This window comes from Nonomuraea sp. LP-02, from assembly GCF_036289125.1.
In the GTDB taxonomy this organism is placed as follows: domain Bacteria; phylum Actinomycetota; class Actinomycetes; order Streptosporangiales; family Streptosporangiaceae; genus Nonomuraea; species Nonomuraea bangladeshensis.
The window spans coordinates 7,674,416-7,690,099 of record NZ_JAXCLK010000001.1 but is presented as its reverse complement, the minus strand read 5'-3'; the positions used below and the strand labels follow the sequence as shown (position 1 = coordinate 7,690,099).

Sequence of the window (15,684 nt, the reverse complement as noted above, 5' to 3'; positions counted from 1 at the left end):
CCGGGCGTCCCCCTGGGAGGTTCAGTACCAGCCGACGCGCTGCGAGTGACCCCAGGCGCCGCAGGGCGTGCCGTAGCGGCCCTTGATGTAGCCGAGGCCCCACTTGATCTGGGTGGCGGCGTTGGTCTGCCAGTCGGCGCCCGCGCTCGCCATCTTGCTGCCGGGCAGCGACTGGGGGATGCCGTACGCGCCGGAGTAGCGGTTCATGGCCCGCTCGTTCCAGCCGCTCTCCTTGGTCCAGAGCGACTCCAGGCAGCCCCACTGGTCGGCGCCGAAGCCGAACGAGGCGAGCATGGCCTTGGCGGTGGCCTTGTTGCTGCCGGGCGAGGGGTTGGTGCCGGGCGGGAAGTTCTGGGCGGGGAAGCCGTCGCCGCCGGGGGCCTGCTTGGGCACCACCCAGGACAGCTCGTCCTTGTGGTCGTCGGCGCCGTCGCGGTTCTTCTTGAGCTGCGCGGCCCGGTAGGCCTGCTCGGCCGCGGCCTTGAGCGCGTCGGTCTCGGGGTCGGGAGCCGAGAGGTTGCCGCTGGCCAGCTTGCCCATGTCCTCCATCGTGAACGCGGGGGTGACGGGCTTGCTCGCGTTGTCGATCGCGCGCATGGCGATGAAGGTGCCGCCGCCGCCCACGACCGCCAGGGAGACGACGGTGATGACGATGGTCTTGGGCTTGACGCGCCGCGACGACCGGCGTGCCGAGGGGACATCGGTTGTCTGGGGGCGCTGACTCAAACGCGGACCGGGGCTCACGATCCATGAGCTTGCCCTGTCCTGGGGGGTGCCGCGCAACCGAAACGCGGTAATCGCTTGATGTTCCCTTGGCTAACCAGCACGTTAGCGTGCTATTTCGGGATTCTGTGATTTTTGTCACACTATGGAGACTCCCCTTCGTGCCCCCGTTGACCGAAGGGAAGCCACTTTCAGGGTTTCTGTCCTTCTTCCCGATGCCTTCAACACGACGTCACAGTTTGGTGACACAACCCGGCTATACAGGACATGGAACGATAATGTGCGCGTGGCAGGCATTCTCCTCGTCGAAGACGACCCCTCGGTCCGCACCGCACTTGAGCTGGCGCTGACCCGGCAGGGGCACTCGGTGACGTCGTACGCGACCGGCGAGGAGGCACTCGACCACATCAGGGCCCGCCGCCCCGAGATCGCCATCCTCGACGTCATGCTCCCCGGCATCGACGGCATCGAGGTCTGCCGCCGGGTGCGCAAGCTCGACCAGCTCCCCGTCATCCTGCTCACGGCCCGCGGCGACGACCTGGACATCGTGGTCGGCCTGGAGGCCGGCGCCGACGACTACGTGGTCAAGCCGGTCGAGCCCCGCGTGCTGGACGCGCGTATCAGGGCCATCCTGCGCCGCGCCGAGTCCGCCGCCTCCGACCGCATCACCTTCGGCGACCTCGTCATCGACCGGGGCGCGCTCAAGGTCACCCTGGCCGGCAAGGAGATCCACCTGACGCCCACCGAGCTGCGGCTGCTGCTGGAGCTCGTCCGCCACCCCGGGCAGGTGCTCAACCGCCGCTACCTGCTGCGGGCGGTCTGGGACCACACGCACATCGCCGACTCCCGGCTCGTGGACGCCTGCGTGCAGCGCATCCGGGCCAAGATCGAGCCGAAGCCCGCCGAGCCGGTGTTCATCCACACCGTGCGCGGCTTCGGCTACCGCTTCAGCCCTCCGTGACCCGGTTGCTTCCGTGATCCCTCTTCCCACCGGACTGCGCGCCCGGCTCGTCATCACGTTCACGCTGGTCGCCGTCACCGCGTCCATGCTCGTGGCCACGATCGGCTTCGAGCTGGCCAAGACCGCCCTGGTGACCAGGACCGAGCGGACCTCCATGGACCTCGTCGTACGGGAGCTGGGCGGCGTCGACTTCCCCGTGGGCCGGCCGCGGCCGGGCGAGGCCGCGGCCACGAGCAAGGAGCTGAACCGCCTGGCCCAGACCATGAGCGCCCCCGGCAGGAGCGTCGTGGTCGAGTACGGCGACCTGGTCTCCGTCACCGGCCCGATGAACCTCCGCGACGTCCCCAACGAGCTCTACGGCCGGGCCAAGCAGAGCGTCGTCACCCAGCGCCGGGTGATCAGGGGCGAGCTGTGGCTCATCGTCGGCACCGAGGTCCACCGCGCCACGAACGGCGTGCCCGAGGCCACCGGCCTGCGCGCCTTCGTCTTCTTCCCCATGCGCGCCGACGTCAGTCAGCTCGACACCCTGCGCGCCAGGCTGTTCCAGGGCGGCATCGCGATCGTGCTCATCGCCCTCGTCGTGGCGCTGTTCTCGGCCCGCCAGGTGCTGCTGCCGGTGCGCCGGCTGAGCGCCGCCGCCCAGGCGCTCGGCGAGGGCCGGCTGGACACCCGCCTGCCGGTCCACGGCCAGGACGAGCTGGCCGGGCTGACCGCCAGGTTCAACGACGCCGCCGCGGCGCTGGAGCTGAGCGTGTCCGAGCTGCGCTCGCTGGAGGCCATGTCCCGCCGGTTCGTGGCCGACGTCTCGCACGAGCTGCGTACGCCGCTGACCGCCATGACGGCCGTGGCCGACGTGCTGTCGGAGGAGGCCAGCCGGCTGCCCGACGCGCCCGCGGAGGCCGTCCGGCTGGTGCTCGGGGAGATCGAGCGCCTGCGCGAGCTGGTCGAGCACCTCATCGAGATCAGCCGCTTCGACGCCGGCACCGCCACGCTCAACCTGGAGCCGGTCAACGTGGCCGACGCCATCGACGACTGCCTGGGAACCCGCGGCTGGAGCGAGCAGGTCAAGGTGAACGCCTCCCAGGGGCTGACCGCCAACCTCGACCCGAGGAGGTTCGACGTGATCGTGGCCAACCTCGTCGGCAACGCGCTCAAGCACGGCGGCCCGCCGGTGGTGGTCGGCGCCCGCAGCACCGAGAACGGGCTGGAGATCAGGGTGCGCGACCACGGCAGGGGCATCCCGCGCGAGGCGCTGCCGCACGTCTTCGACCGCTTCTTCAAGGCCGGCGCGGGCCGGGCGCGCAGCCAGGGCAGCGGCCTCGGCCTCGCCATCGCCCGCGCGAACGTGCACCTGCACGGCGGCACCATCTCGGTCCGCGCGCAGGAGCCCGGCACCCTCTTCACCGTCTGGCTGCCGCACACATGAGAGTCAGAGCCGTCCTCGCGCTGCTCGCCTGCGTCCTGCCGGCCGCCTGCGGCATCTCCCCCACCGACGTGCAGGAACGCGGCAACGCGCCGACCATCAGCATCCCGCCGCCGTCCAAGACGATCTTCCTCATCAGGGACGGCAAGCTCACGCTGGAGCCCGCCGACGTCGGGGACGACACGGTGGAGAGCCTGCTCGGGGCTCTGTTCGCGGCGTCCGGGCAGCCGCTCGGCGACCGGGAGACGGCGCTGCGCGGGTTCACGTACCTGCGGACCAAGGACTCGCTCAACCCCGTGCAGCGCGACGAGATGCAGCTCCCGCGCACGCTGACGCTGACCGTCTACATCAGGGGCGCGGGCACGCTGAGCGACCTCGGCAAGGCGCAGATCGTCTGTACGGCGCAGCAGGACGCCGCGTACGAGCAGGTCAAGATCGTCCGTGACAACGAGAACCGCCCCCCGATGGACGAGGGGCGGTACACCTGCGGCGATCTCCGCAGCGCTACATCGTGATGTCCTCCAGCATCTCGGTGACCAGCGCGGCGATCGGCGAGCGCTCGGAGCGGGTCAGCGTGACGTGGGCGAACAGCGGATGCCCCTTGAGCTTCTCCACCACCGCCACCACGCCGTCGTGCCGCCCGACCCGCAGATTGTCGCGCTGGGCGATGTCGTGGGTGAGCACCACGCGGGAGTTGGCGCCGATCCGGCTCAGCACCGTGAGCAGCACCCCGCGCTCCAGCGACTGGGCCTCGTCCACGATGACGAACGCGTCGTGGAGCGAACGGCCGCGGATGTGCGTGAGCGGAAGCACCTCCAGCATGCCCCGGTCCAGCACCTCGTCGATCACCTCGGGCGTGGTGACCGCGCCCAGCGTGTCGTAGACCGCCTGCGCCCACGGGCCCATCTTCTCGCCCTCGGTGCCCGGCAGGTAGCCGAGCTCCTGGCCGCCGACCGCGTAGAGCGGACGGAAGACGACCACCTTGCGGTGCTGGCGGCGCTCCAGCACGGCCTCCAGGCCCGCGCACAGCGCGAGCGCCGACTTGCCGGTGCCGGCCCGGCCGCCCAGCGAGATGATGCCGATCTCCGGGTCCATCAGCAGGTCGAGCGCGATGCGCTGCTCGGCGGAGCGGCCGTGCAGGCCGAACACCTCGCGGTCGCCGCGCACCAGACGTACCGACTTGTCGGGGAGCACCCGGCCGAGCGCCGAGCCCTTGGCCGACAGCAGCCGCAGGCCGGTGTGGGTCGGCAGCTCCCTGGCCTCCTCCACCTCGGCCGTACCGTGCTCGAAGAGCGTTTCGACGTCCTCGGCGGTGACCTGGATCTCGGCCATCCCGGTCCAGCCCGACTCGTGCACCAGCTCGGCGCGGTATTCCTCCGCGGTCAGGCCGATCGAGGCCGCCTTGACCCGCATGGGCAGGTCCTTGGAGACCAGCACGACGTCACAACCCTCGGCGGCCAGGTGACGGGCCACCGTGAGGATGCGCGTGTCGTTGTCGCCGAGGCGGAATCCGACCGGCAAGATGGACGGGTCGCTGTGATTGAGCTCAACCCTGAGTGTGCCGTCCCCAGTCGGCGTCGGCATGGGCTCGTCGAGCCTGCCGTGCCTGATCCGCAGCTCGTCGAGGTAGCGCAGGGCCTGCCTCGCGAAATAGCCGAGCTCTGGGTGATGCCGCTTGCCTTCCAGCTCGGTGATCACGACGATCGGCAGGACCACGTCGTGCTCGGCGAAGCGGGTCAGGGCCGCCGGGTCGGCCAGCAGCACCGAGGTGTCGAGCACGTAGGTGCGCTTGGCCGGCTGGGTCGTAGGGTTGCTCGAGGACACTGCCACACGTTCTCCCCCGGGCGCCCCACGTGCGGGCGCCCTGCAGACGAGGCGGGAATCGGACCGGACCCGCGTTCCCCGACCGCGAGACGCCGTCGGCGCCGGGTTCCGGCCCCCCTCGGCGGATCGTGGTGCAAAGGCGGGACCTCTCCGGAGTGTTCGACCTGTGGTCGGACACTTTCAACGTTACGTCCTCGATACCCGAATGTCGTGTCAAGAACCGTAACGTCGATGTCTCGCAGCGTAATCGCGCAGCGCCCGCAGGAAGTCAACCCTGCGGAAGTCGGGCCAGTAGGCCTCGTGGAAGTAGAACTCGGAGTGAGCGCTCTGCCAGAGCATGAAGCCCGACAGGCGCTGCTCGCCCGAGGTCCGGATGAGGAGATCCGGATCGGGTTGGCCGCGAGTGTAGAGATGCTCCGCGATGTGCTCCACATCGAGCACCTCGACGAGGTCCTCGATGCTCGCTCCCTTGCTCGCTTGCTCCTGGAGCAGTGAGCGCACCGCATCGGCAATCTCACGTCTTCCTCCATACCCAACTGCAACGTTCACAATCAGGCCCGGACGGTGTGATGACGCTTCTTTCGCGTTTTTGAGGACATTCGCCGTTCGGTCCGGCAGCAGGTCCAGCGCGCCGACGGGGATGATCCGCCAGCCCTGGTCCACCAGCTCCCGCGTCACGTCCTCGATGATGCGGAGGAGCGGCTCCAGCTCCTCCCTCGGCCGGTTGAGGTTGTCGTTGGAGAGCATCCAGACGGTGACGACCTCGACGCCGGTCTCACGGCACCAGCAGAGCAGCTCGGAGATCTTGTCGGCGCCCTTGCGGTGGCCTGTGGAGACGTCTCTGATCCCCATGGAGCGCGCCCAGCGGCGGTTGCCGTCGATGATGACCCCGACGTGCCGGGGGATGCCGTCCTTGGACAGCTTGGCCTCCAGCCGGCGTTCGTACAGCCGGTAGACCAGGTCGCGCAGGCCCACGGAGTGTCCTCCCCAGCGGTTGCCCTCGGTCAATGACCCAACAGGCAATTATCACCGCGAATCATCTGTGCCCGCTCCCTCTCCGACATTCCTTGCCATATCTCTGCCTTCCAGACATCCCTCGGCCTCCTCCAGGAGACCTCGGACGAACGACGACAGCTCCGCCGAGGTCAGCACCGCCCGCATGCCCACGCCCGCCGCGCCCCACGCCTCCACGTACGCCCGCCGCGTCACCCGCCAGCGGCTTCCCTCCCACAGCGGGATCGTGCGCAGGCGGCAGCTCAGCTCGCCGCCCGCCGGGCCGGACCTGCTGCGGTAGCGGAAGGAGAACAGCTCGCCGTCCGGCTCGCCGCCGGGGAACCTGTCGTCGGGATCGGCCCACCGCCTGTCCGTGTCGCGGCCCGTGCGGGCCTCCTCCACGCCGCGCGCCAGCCGGCTCAGCAGCCAGCCGCAGCGCTCGCCCACGCTGCCGTACGGGGCGCCGTCACGGTGCAGCTCAAGGGTGACCTCGTACGGGGTGCCGACGCTGTCGCGGCACGCCACGGGCGTGACCCTCAAATAGGATCCGTCGACACAGCGCAGTCCCCCCATGCCCCCCTGCGTTTCCCGGCGGGTGACCACTAAACCCAGACGTGCGAGCGCCACAGCGGCGGCTGGTGCCACTCCGTCCAGCCGTGGCCCGAACGCCCGTCCTCGGCCTCGAAGCGGCACATCGCCCGGGGGAACACCGCCGTCTCCCCCTCGGGCGAGGTCAGCGTCACCGGCGCGAACGCGACCGGCCGCGCGGTCACCGCCAGCCCCGGCAGCCGCAGCACCGTCTCCGCGGGACGGTCGCCGTCGAAGGAGGTCGCCGCCGTGAAGCCCGCCGCGTGCGCGGGCTCGCCGCCCGGCGGCACGGTGAACGCCGGCCAGGGCAGGTCGAGGCCCACGTTGGCGCGCATGCCGTGCACGTACGTGCCGTCCGCCAGCCGGCCGCTGCTCCACATCCAGGAGATCGACCACCAGTCGCGTACGCCCCAGCTGTGGTCGCGCTCGCCGTGGCCGTGGAAGGGCCGGCCGTCGATCGTGCCGGTCACCTCGCAGGGCACCTCGTAGCGCGGGGTGATCGCGTAGCCGTACGCGCCGCCCTCCGTACGCCACTCCAGGTCCAGCGAGAGCGCGTCGGAGACCAGCCGGACCGCCGCCGTCCGGAACGGGTCGGCGATGCGCTGGGACGCCTCGTAGCCCGCGCCGCGCACGGTCAGGCCCGGATCCTCGGGCAGCGGCGCGTCGTGGTCGATCACGGACGCGGCCAGGCCGTCGGGGGTGACCAGGCAGGCCCAGTACCAGGCGCGCTTCCAGTTGGGGTAGAGGCCGAGCCGCACGTAGCCGCCCAGCTCGCCGTCGTCCGCCACGAAGTCGAAGTAGTAGGACTCGTTCCACAGTTGCTCGCCGCCGGGCTCGTGGAGCCGCTCGTCCCGCTCGTCCAGGGGCCATTGGCCCAGGTTGACCACGCGCATGCCGCCTCCCAAGCGCATGCTACGGCAACAGCCGCCGCCACCAAGGGGCCCGGCGGCGGGGCGGCTCCGGCAGCCGGCCGCGCTCGCGCAGCCAGGCGGCGAAGTCGTCGGCGTCGGAGCGGTAGCCGGGCGGCGGCTCTTCACGGGCCCGCGCGTACGCGGCGAACTCGGCGGCGAGATCGGGCCCGGCGGCCACGGCCGCGTCGGGGCGCAGGCGCGCCACGACGGAGCGCCGCTTGGCGACCAGGCTCGCGGCCTGGGCGCGCAGGCGGGCGGGGTCGAAGCCGTCGGGCGCCTCACCGGCCGCGACCAGCGCCCGCACCACCCGCCCCTGCGCCTCCGCCAGCCGCTCGCGCGCCGCCGCCAGATCGTCCTCCTCCCGCGCGGCCTGGTCCGTCACCGTGACTCCCCCACGGCCGCCATCGCGGCCCGGATCCTGTCCAGCTCCCCTGCCAGCACGGCGTCGCTCGGGAAGTGGTCGTCCCACTCCAGCAGCACCCCGGGCGGGCGGGTACGGGCGCACAACTCGGTGAGCAGGTCCAGCACCGGCTCCGGCGCGGCCGTGGTGTGGGTGTCGTGCCAGATGCCCTGGTGCTCGTAGCCGCCGGCGACGTGCACGTACGCCAGATGCTCCAGCGGCAGGGCGTCGAGCGCGGCCACCGCCGGCAGGCCCAGGTTGAACTGGTTGGTGTAGAGGTTGGCCACGTCGATGAGCAGCCGCACCCCGGTCCGCTCCACCAGCTCGGCGAGGAACTGTCCCTCGGTCAGCTCGTCGTCCGGCCAGCCGAAGATCGCGGCCACGTTCTCCAGCGCCAGCGGGACGGGCAGCGCGTCCTGCGCCCGCCGTACGTTGTCGGTGACGACCCGCAGCGACTCCCGGGTGCGCGGGATCGGCAGCAGATGCCCCGCCTCCACGCCGTCGCCGCGTACGAACGCCAGATGCTCGCTGACCAGCGGCGCGTCCAGCGCCTCGGCGCACGCGGCCAGGTGCGCGAGCCGACCGGCCGAGGGCGGCTCGGCCCCGCCGACGCCGAGCGACACGCCGTGCGGGATCACCGGCACGCCCCTGGCCCGTAACAGGCGCAGCGACTCCGGCAGCGCGCCTGGTCTCAGGTTCTCGGCGATCGCCTCGACGAAGCCGACGCCTTGCATGCGCTCGATGGTGAGGTCCAGCTCGGCCCGCCAGCTGATCCCCACGCCCAGCTCAGCCGCCGCCACCCCCGCACCCTCCACCCCCGCCGCATCCCCCACCGCCGCCGCAGCTCGACCCGCCCCCGTCGCCACCACCGGAGGAGCCGAACTCGGAGCCGCCGAAGGCGCTGCCGGAATCGCCGTACGTCGCGCCGTCCCCGCCGCTGTACGCCCCGCAGGACCCGGCCGCGTCAGCGCCGGGATGGCCGGCCATCAGCTCCTTGGACAACGCCGGATCCCCCGTCTCCTCCAGCCCGTAGAGCGCCACCAGCACCCCCACGGCCACCGCCGCCGGCCCCTGGTCGCGTACGCCCCTCGGATGGTGCGCTCGCGCCGAGAGCAGCACTTCGCGCCCTTCACGCGTGACGACATTCCTGAGCCGCCTGCCGTGCCTGACGCAGTCCACGAGCCCGATCACGGGAGCGGCCACTCCCACGAGGAACGTGGGGAGGAAGACGGCGTCGGGGCCGAGCGCGTCCGTGGAATCCAGCACGCTCAACGCCACCACGAAGACCGCCGCCGCCCATGTGACGGCCACCAGCCACTTCCTGCGTCGCCGCGCCTCCTTGAACGCCTCCGGCGGCACGAGGAGCCCGCGCGCCTCCAGCCCGGCGGCGAGCGCGACCAGGGCGGGATGCGTCTCCAGCTCCCGCCGCAGCTCGGCGGCGCGGTGACCGCCCGGCCTGGACGCGAGCGCGTCGAGCACGGCCTGCTCGATCGGCTCCGGCGAGGGCGCGGCGCCGTCCACGGCGGTGACCTGCGAGCCCCCTGGACACGCGGACGGCGCCGGCCGTCGCGAGGACGGCCAGCGCCGTGTTCACGGCTCTGCGTGGCCCGCCCGTCAGGAAGGCCAGCTCGTACGGCCCCAGAGGATGCCCGCGGCCGCCGGGCTCGGCCCCGGCGACCCGCCGGATCTCGGCCTCGACCCAGGCGCCGACCGCCCGGACCGTGATCAGCATGCCGACAGCGGCGACGAGCAGGACGTAGCCCACGTTGCCCCCCTGTGATCGGTGCGGCGGCGCCATCAACGTACGACGGCGCCGCCGCACCGGACAAGGGCGCTAGCCGAGCCGGTCGAGCAGGGCGTTGTACTCCTTCCACAGCTCCTTCGGCAGGTGGTCGCCGAACTTCTCGAAGTGCGCCGGGATGAGCGCCGCCTCCTCGCGCCAGATCTCGCGGTCCACGCTGAGCAGCGTGCGCAGGTCGTCCTCGGAGAGGTCGAGGCCCTCGGTGTCGAGCTCGGCGGGCAGCAGGCCGATCGGCGTCGGGACGGCTTCGGCCTCGCCGTTGAGCCGGTCGACGATCCACTTGAGCACGCGGCTGTTCTCGCCGTAGCCGGGCCAGATGTAGTGGCCGTCGGCGTCCTTGCGGAACCAGTTGACGTAGTAGATGCGCGGGAGCACGGCGTCCTCACGCCGGCCGATGCTCAGCCAGTGGGCGAAGTAGTCGCCCATGTTGTAGCCGCAGAACGGCAGCATGGCGAACGGGTCGTGACGCAGCTCGCCGACCTTGCCCTCGGCCGCGGCGGTCTTCTCGGAGGCGACGTTGGCTCCGAGGAAGACGCCGTGCTCCCAGCTCAGCGATTCCGTGACCAGTGGCACGGCGGTGGCGCGGCGACCGCCGAACAGGATCGCGGAGATGGGCACGCCCTTGGGGTCCTGCCACTCGGGTGCGATGGTCGGGCACTGGGCGGCGGGTGTGGTGAAGCGGGCGTTCGGGTGGGCGGCCGGCTCGTCGCTGTCGGGCGTCCAGTCGCGGCCCTTCCAGTCGGTGAGGTGCGCGGGCGGCTCGTCGGTCAGGCCCTCCCACCACACGTCGCCGTCGTCGGTGAGCGCGACGTTGGTGAAGATGCTGTTGCCCCAGAGCGTCTTGACCGCGTTGGCGTTGGTGACCTGGCCGGTGCCGGGCGCGACGCCGAAGAAGCCGGCCTCCGGGTTGATGGCGTAGAGGCGGCCGTCCTCGCCGAAGCGCATCCAGGCGATGTCGTCGCCGACCGTCTCGACCTTCCAGCCGGGAATGGTGGGCTGGAGCATGGCGAGGTTGGTCTTGCCGCACGCGCTCGGGAAGGCGGCGGCGATGTAGCGGGTCTCGCCGGAGGGCGGGGTCAGCTTGAGGATGAGCATGTGCTCGGCCAGCCAGCCCTCGTCGCGGGCCATCACGCTGGCGATGCGCAGCGCGTAGCACTTCTTGCCGAGCAGCGCGTTGCCGCCGTAGCCGGAGCCGTAGGACCAGATCTCGCGGGTCTCGGGGAAGTGGCTGATGTACTTGGTGGAGCTGCACGGCCACGGCACGTCGGCCTGGCCGGGCTGCAGCGGCGCGCCCACGGAGTGCACGCACTTGACGAAGTCGCCGCGCTCCTCGATGAGGCGCAGCGCGCGCTCGCCCATGCGGGTCATGATCCGCATGGAGACGGCGACGTACGGCGAGTCCGTGATCTCGACGCCGACCTGAGAGATCTCGCCGCCGAGCGGGCCCATGCAGAACGGGACGACGTACATCGTCCGGCCGCGCATGCTGCCCTTGAAGAGCTTGCCGAAGGTCTGCCGCATCTCCGCGGGCGGGATCCAGTTGTTCGTCGGCCCGGCGTCCTCGGGGCGCTCCGAGCAGATGAAGGTACGGTCCTCGACCCTGGCGACGTCGCTGGGGTCGGACTTGGCGTAGAAGCTGTTGGGGCGGGCGGCGAGCCGGACGAGCGTGCCCTGCTCCACGAGCAGGTTGGTGAGACGGGTCCACTCCTCCTCGGAGCCGTCGCACCACTCGATCCGATCGGGCTCGGTAAGGACTGCTATCTCTTTCACCCACGCGGCCAATTCGCGATTGCTCGTCGGCGTGGGCACTTCCACGGTCACGGACACGACTGCGCTCCTCCACTCTCTCAGGGCCCAGTCATCATTAACGACGGAGCGGCCGGAAGGCCAATTGGCGTAGACCTGTTTGGCGGGGCCGTCGTCGCAGGCAGAGGCCCTGGCGATTGGGGGAGCCTACCCAACCGCGGCGGATTTAAAAGAGAATTAACATTCAGTGGTCCAGTCCAATCGCGATGGTCTAAACCAATTTCCGCAGTGGTTTAGTCCATTCGTCGCGCCGTTTCCCCTGGACCGCTTCATGAATCGACGTCCGGGCCCGCGGCGCGAACGCGGTCCACGTGCTGGAGTGCGTCGCGAAGATCGGTGAGCCACGTGTCGGCGTTCCTGCCGACCAGGCGTACGCACCAGGCGAGCGCGTCGCTGCGGCTGCGGGCCACGCCGGCGGCCACGAGCGTGTCGAGGACCTGCCGCTCCGACTGGCGCAGCCGGGTCATGACCGGCACGGACAGTGTGGTGAACATCACGGTGAACCCGCCGCAGGACACCCCCCAGGACACCTTCTGGCGGAACCTGAGCTCGGCCTCGCGGGCGATCTCGATGCGCCGCTCCCTGGTCTCCTCCCTGAACCTGCGGGCGAGGCCCTCGACCAGGGCCGCGCGTTCGGCCTCCGGCGTGTCCTCGGGCGGGTCGGGGAGCGTGCCGACGACCGCGATCTCCTCGCGGTCCCTGACGATCTCGGGGGCGCCGGTGAACCAGCCTTCGGGAAGCCGCCCGGTGAACCAGCCCCGGACCTCTGCGGTCATGTCTTCTGCAGTCATGTAATCACCATTACACATTTACAAGCCGCAGGCACGTCAGGGGAAGGAGGGTGTCGCCTTCGAGAGGGGTCAGCGGACCCGGGCGGCGGCGATCGGGCTGACCCGTACGACGCCGGCGAGGTTCTTGGTGTAGACCTTCGAGATCTTGACCACGTCGCCGGTGCGCGGCGCCTGGATCATCTGCCCGTTGCCCCAATAAATCGCCACATGGGAGATGTAGTCAGGGTTCGTGGGGTCGGACCGCCAGAAGATGAGGTCGCCAGGCTGCGCCTGCGAGAGCGGCACCTGCGCCCCGGTCACCCACTGCTGGTGCGTCACGCGCGGCATCCGCACGCCCGCCTGGGCGAAGGCCCACTGCACCAGGCCCGAGCAGTCGAAGGTGTTCGGGCCCTCGGCGCCCCACACGTACGGCCGCCCCAGCTTGGACGCCGCCGCCCTGAGCGCCACCTGAACCTGCTCGCCCGTCATGAACGAGCCCGCCGGCCAGTTGCGCGCGGTCTGCTGCTGCGGCTGCGGCAGCACCGGGTTGACGCTGGCGACCTGGGTGCCCTTGGGCAGCACCTTGAGGATCCTGCTCCGCAGAGAGGCGGTGTCGGCGGTGGGCGCGCTGACGATGAGCGCGTTGTCGCGCGGCAGGCCGAGCGTCCGCCCGACCTGCTTGGAGACCACCGCGTCGACCGCGCCGAAGCCGGTGGTCGCGTACGCGCCGATGCGCATCGTCCCGGCCGGCCCGCGCACCTGCCGGTGCAGCGAGAGCCCGCCGTCGTTGCCGAGCACGAACGACACCGCGACGTCGCCCGCCGCGACGTTCTGCCAGAGCGCGTCGGAGGAGGCGGTCACCTTGGGGGTGTAGGCCCGGAACGTGGACGGATCGACCGCGAGGGTCTGCACCCGCTTGCCGTCGAGCGTGATCGAGGCGGCGTCGGCCAGCTCCAGCGCCCGCACCCCGCGCAGCCGGCTCACCTTGCGTAACTGCGCCTCGGTGAACGGCTTGCGGGTCAGCACGAACAGGTTGGGCTTGTGCAGCTTGCGCAGCGGCGCCACCGGCTGGACGGTGCGGACCGGCGTCTGCTTCTGCGGCCGGCGCTCGGCTAACAGCGTCTGCCGGGGGGTGGGGTGGGCGGCCGCGGCGCCGTCGGGCTCGCCCTGCGGCGGCTGGGCCAGCAGCAGCACGTCGGCGGTCAGCACCGCGACCAGCGCCACCACGATGAACGGCACCAGCTTGACCGGATCGCGGCGCTTACGGGACTTGACGAGAAAGGTGAGATCCTGCCGGATCCCCCCTGGCCCCTGCTGTCCGGGATGGCCGTACATGGGGTGCCCGTGCGGCGGGACAGGGGGGTGCATGAAGGGTCCATGCACGAAATCCGCCGGACCAGCGGGGGCCCGGCGGTTCGTCTCCTCTGGGGTCAGTTGCCGACGTACGGCACTGCCTCCAGGATCTCGACGGTGTTCTGGCGCCCGTTGGGCATGGAGTACGTCGCCTTCTCACCGATCTTCTTGCCGTTGATCGCCGCTCCGAGGGGAGACTTCGGCGAATAGACGTCGATCGGCGCACCGCTCTCCTCGCGCGAGGCGAGCAGGAAGGTGACCTCGTCGTCGTCCCCGACGAACCGGATGGTCACCGTCATGCCGGGCCCGACCACGCCTTCGGCCTTGGGGGCCTCGCCCACCTGGGCGTTGTCGAGGATCTGACGGAGGTGGAAGATCCGGGCCTCCATCTTGCCCTGCTCGTCCTTGGCGGCGTGGTAGCCGCCGTTCTCGCGCAGGTCGCCCTCCTCACGGGCGGCCTCGATCTTCTTGGCGATGTCGACGCGCCCGGGGCCGGAGAGATATTCGTACTCCGCCTTCAGGCGGTCGTACGCCTCCTGCGTCAGCCATGTGACGTTCTCATCGCGAGAGTCGGCCACGGGTTCTCCTTGCTTGCCTAGGGGGCCCTGAGATCACTTGAGGTTTCCAACGGTTGAATTGCGAAAGGCTAACAAGTCAACCGTCGGTTCGCTTCCCCAAATGTCTCACTATACGAGATTGCAGTACTGGACGTGGACGGAAGTCGCCTCGGCACTGGTGTCCAGGCTTTCCTTGAGCTGCTTACTACCCTCACCAGGCGGGATTCTTACTTCCTTGCTGCCGACTTCCCCGTGGTTGACGTCCAGCGCCCTGATCCGGCAGACGGCCGCCCTGTCGTCCGGTTTGTACACCTGGAAGGTGATCTCGGCCTGCGTCGGGCCGACCACGTCGAACATGATCACCTGCGCCGGCGCCTCCGACCCGCCCGCGGTCATCGACCACATGACGTAGCCCCACCCGCCCGCGATGATGGCCACCAAGACGCCGATGACGACGTGGACGACCAGCCTGCCCCGGCGCCTCGGGCCGTCGGGCAGCTCGTCGGGGGTGCCGAGAACGGGTCCGTTCCCGACATCTCTGGTGACCATGGTGGAATCTCCCTGCACTCCCTGAGCGTTATCCGAGACAATTGTCGCCCGCGGGGGTCCCGGTACACGACCTGACCCTCACGACCGCCTGCAGACAAACTAAGTGACCGGTCCGACTGAGGAGACATCGAGCCCGTGAGTGCACCGCTGAGGCTGATGGCCGTCCACGCCCACCCCGATGACGAGTCGAGCAAGGGCGCCGCGACGATGGCGCGCTATGTGCGCGAAGGTGTGGAAGTCCTGGTGTGCACCCTGACGGGTGGTGAACGCGGGTCCGTGCTCAACCCCAAGATGGACCGTCCCGAGATCGTGGCCAACATCGCCGAGGTGCGCAGGGCCGAGATGGAGCGCGCCCGCGAGATCCTGGGCGTGGAGCAGCGCTTCATGGGCTTCGTCGACTCCGGGCTGCCGGAGAGCGAGGAGGAGCAGCTGCCCGACGGCTGCTTCGCCGTGCAGAAGCTGGAGGACGCCTCCCGCCCGCTGGTGGCCGCGGTGCGCGACTTCCGGCCGCACGTGATCCTCACGTACGACGACGACGGCGGCTACCCGCACCCCGACCACATCATGACCAACCGCGTGTCGGTCGAGGCGTTCGAGGCGGCCGGCGACCCCGACCGCTACCCGGGCACCGGCGACCCGTGGCAGCCGCTCAAGCTCTACTACCAGATGGGCTTCACCAAGGAGCGCTTCGAGGCGCTGCACGAGGCCATGACCTCGCGCGGGCTCGGCTCCCCCTACTCCGACTGGATCTCCCGCTGGGAGGACCGCCCCGCCAAGTGGCCGGTCACCACCCGGGTGCCGTGCGGCGACTACTTCGACATCCGCGACGAGGCGCTGCTGGCCCACGCCACGCAGGTCGACCCCGAGGGCTTCTGGTTCGGCTGCCCGCGCGAGCTGCAGCAGGAGATCTGGCCGACCGAGGACTACCACCTGGCGCGCTCGCTGGTCGACACCGAGCTGCCGGAGGACGACCTGTTCGCCGGCATCCACGCCGACGACGTCTCGCCTGCCTGCCACTGATCTCC

At 70.6% G+C, this 15,684-nt stretch carries 16 protein-coding genes and 1 pseudogene; 4 read left to right on the top strand and 13 right to left on the bottom strand.

What is annotated here, in order from left to right; all coding sequences use genetic code 11:
- Positions 1 to 21 precede the first annotated feature (21 nt).
- Positions 22 to 633: a lytic transglycosylase domain-containing protein gene (locus tag SMD20_RS36115; RefSeq protein ID WP_329592796.1), complete on the bottom strand. Its 612-nt coding sequence runs from the start codon at positions 631 to 633 to the stop codon at positions 22 to 24.
- A gap of 376 nt (positions 634 to 1,009) precedes the next feature.
- Here SMD20_RS36115 and SMD20_RS36110 point away from each other — a divergent pair, with 376 nt between their 5' ends.
- The 3 genes from SMD20_RS36110 to SMD20_RS36100 are packed head-to-tail and all read left to right on the top strand — an operon-like array spanning position 1,010 to position 3,622.
- Entirely contained in the window at positions 1,010 to 1,684 is a 675-nt protein-coding gene (locus tag SMD20_RS36110; protein ID WP_026214755.1) for a response regulator transcription factor, read from the top strand.
- Positions 1,685 to 1,697: 13 nt separating this feature from the next.
- Complete coding sequence (locus SMD20_RS36105) at positions 1,698 to 3,110, top strand: HAMP domain-containing sensor histidine kinase (RefSeq protein WP_329589889.1); 1,413 nt, start codon at positions 1,698 to 1,700, stop codon at positions 3,108 to 3,110.
- Positions 3,107 to 3,622: a hypothetical protein gene (locus SMD20_RS36100; protein ID WP_329589887.1), complete on the top strand. Its 516-nt coding sequence runs from the start codon at positions 3,107 to 3,109 to the stop codon at positions 3,620 to 3,622. The genes SMD20_RS36105 and SMD20_RS36100 overlap by 4 nt, the downstream gene beginning before the upstream one ends.
- Here SMD20_RS36100 and SMD20_RS36095 read toward each other — a convergent pair.
- From SMD20_RS36095 to SMD20_RS36040, 12 genes and pseudogenes are all read right to left on the bottom strand, one after another.
- Positions 3,612 to 4,937, bottom strand: coding sequence for a PhoH family protein (locus SMD20_RS36095; RefSeq protein WP_329589886.1), 1,326 nt, complete (start codon positions 4,935 to 4,937; stop codon positions 3,612 to 3,614). The two genes, SMD20_RS36100 and SMD20_RS36095, sit on opposite strands and share 11 nt — an antisense overlap.
- A 207-nt stretch (positions 4,938 to 5,144) precedes the next feature.
- Positions 5,145 to 5,906, bottom strand: a complete 762-nt coding sequence (locus tag SMD20_RS36090; protein WP_329589884.1) for an isoprenyl transferase — start codon at positions 5,904 to 5,906, stop codon at positions 5,145 to 5,147.
- A 51-nt stretch (positions 5,907 to 5,957) separates the two neighbouring features.
- Positions 5,958 to 6,464: a hypothetical protein gene (locus tag SMD20_RS36085; protein ID WP_329589883.1), complete on the bottom strand. Its 507-nt coding sequence runs from the start codon at positions 6,462 to 6,464 to the stop codon at positions 5,958 to 5,960.
- Positions 6,465 to 6,526: 62 nt separating this feature from the next.
- Positions 6,527 to 7,405, bottom strand: a complete 879-nt coding sequence (locus tag SMD20_RS36080) for a DUF7064 domain-containing protein (RefSeq protein WP_329589881.1) — start codon at positions 7,403 to 7,405, stop codon at positions 6,527 to 6,529.
- Between the two features lie 19 nt (positions 7,406 to 7,424).
- The gene (locus tag SMD20_RS36075) at positions 7,425 to 7,805 is read right to left on the bottom strand and encodes a hypothetical protein (RefSeq protein WP_329589879.1); all 381 of its coding nucleotides are present in this window, start codon (positions 7,803 to 7,805) and stop codon (positions 7,425 to 7,427) included.
- Positions 7,802 to 8,623, bottom strand: a complete 822-nt coding sequence (locus tag SMD20_RS36070; protein WP_329589877.1) for a DUF692 domain-containing protein — start codon at positions 8,621 to 8,623, stop codon at positions 7,802 to 7,804. The genes SMD20_RS36075 and SMD20_RS36070 overlap by 4 nt, the downstream gene beginning before the upstream one ends.
- A pseudogene (locus SMD20_RS36065) lies at positions 8,610 to 9,353 on the bottom strand (TIGR04222 domain-containing membrane protein); the annotation flags it as partial. The gene SMD20_RS36070 and the pseudogene SMD20_RS36065, both read right to left, overlap by 14 nt.
- Positions 9,354 to 9,657: 304 nt before the next feature.
- Positions 9,658 to 11,451, bottom strand: coding sequence for a phosphoenolpyruvate carboxykinase (GTP) (locus SMD20_RS36060; protein WP_442942546.1), 1,794 nt, complete (start codon positions 11,449 to 11,451; stop codon positions 9,658 to 9,660).
- A gap of 248 nt (positions 11,452 to 11,699) precedes the next feature.
- Positions 11,700 to 12,221 carry a hypothetical protein gene (locus SMD20_RS36055; protein WP_329589876.1) on the bottom strand — a complete coding sequence of 174 codons (522 nt, stop codon included), beginning with the start codon at positions 12,219 to 12,221 and terminating at the stop codon, positions 11,700 to 11,702.
- A gap of 69 nt (positions 12,222 to 12,290) precedes the next feature.
- Complete coding sequence (locus SMD20_RS36050; RefSeq protein ID WP_329589874.1) at positions 12,291 to 13,568, bottom strand: C40 family peptidase; 1,278 nt, start codon at positions 13,566 to 13,568, stop codon at positions 12,291 to 12,293.
- A gap of 62 nt (positions 13,569 to 13,630) precedes the next feature.
- Positions 13,631 to 14,131 carry a transcription elongation factor GreA gene (gene greA, locus SMD20_RS36045; protein WP_020545145.1) on the bottom strand — a complete coding sequence of 167 codons (501 nt, stop codon included), beginning with the start codon at positions 14,129 to 14,131 and terminating at the stop codon, positions 13,631 to 13,633.
- Between the two features lie 108 nt (positions 14,132 to 14,239).
- Positions 14,240 to 14,659, bottom strand: coding sequence for a DUF4307 domain-containing protein (locus tag SMD20_RS36040; protein ID WP_329589865.1), 420 nt, complete (start codon positions 14,657 to 14,659; stop codon positions 14,240 to 14,242).
- Between the two features lie 135 nt (positions 14,660 to 14,794).
- Between SMD20_RS36040 and mca the strand changes: the two genes are divergently transcribed.
- Positions 14,795 to 15,679, top strand: coding sequence for a mycothiol conjugate amidase Mca (gene mca, locus SMD20_RS36035; protein ID WP_329589864.1), 885 nt, complete (start codon positions 14,795 to 14,797; stop codon positions 15,677 to 15,679).
- Positions 15,680 to 15,684: the final 5 nt, after the last annotated feature.

Excerpts from the sequence above, each read along its gene's own strand:
- SMD20_RS36100 (WP_329589887.1), top strand. The coding sequence starts at position 3,107 with ATGAGAGTCAGAGCCGTCCTCGCGCTGCTCGCCTGCGTCCTGCCGGCC.
- SMD20_RS36080 (WP_329589881.1), bottom strand. The coding sequence starts at position 7,405 with ATGCGCGTGGTCAACCTGGGCCAATGGCCCCTGGACGAGCGGGACGAG.
- SMD20_RS36055 (WP_329589876.1), bottom strand. The coding sequence starts at position 12,221 with ATGACTGCAGAAGACATGACCGCAGAGGTCCGGGGCTGGTTCACCGGG.
- SMD20_RS36050 (WP_329589874.1), bottom strand. The coding sequence starts at position 13,568 with ATGCACCCCCCTGTCCCGCCGCACGGGCACCCCATGTACGGCCATCCC.
- SMD20_RS36040 (WP_329589865.1), bottom strand. The coding sequence starts at position 14,659 with ATGGTCACCAGAGATGTCGGGAACGGACCCGTTCTCGGCACCCCCGAC.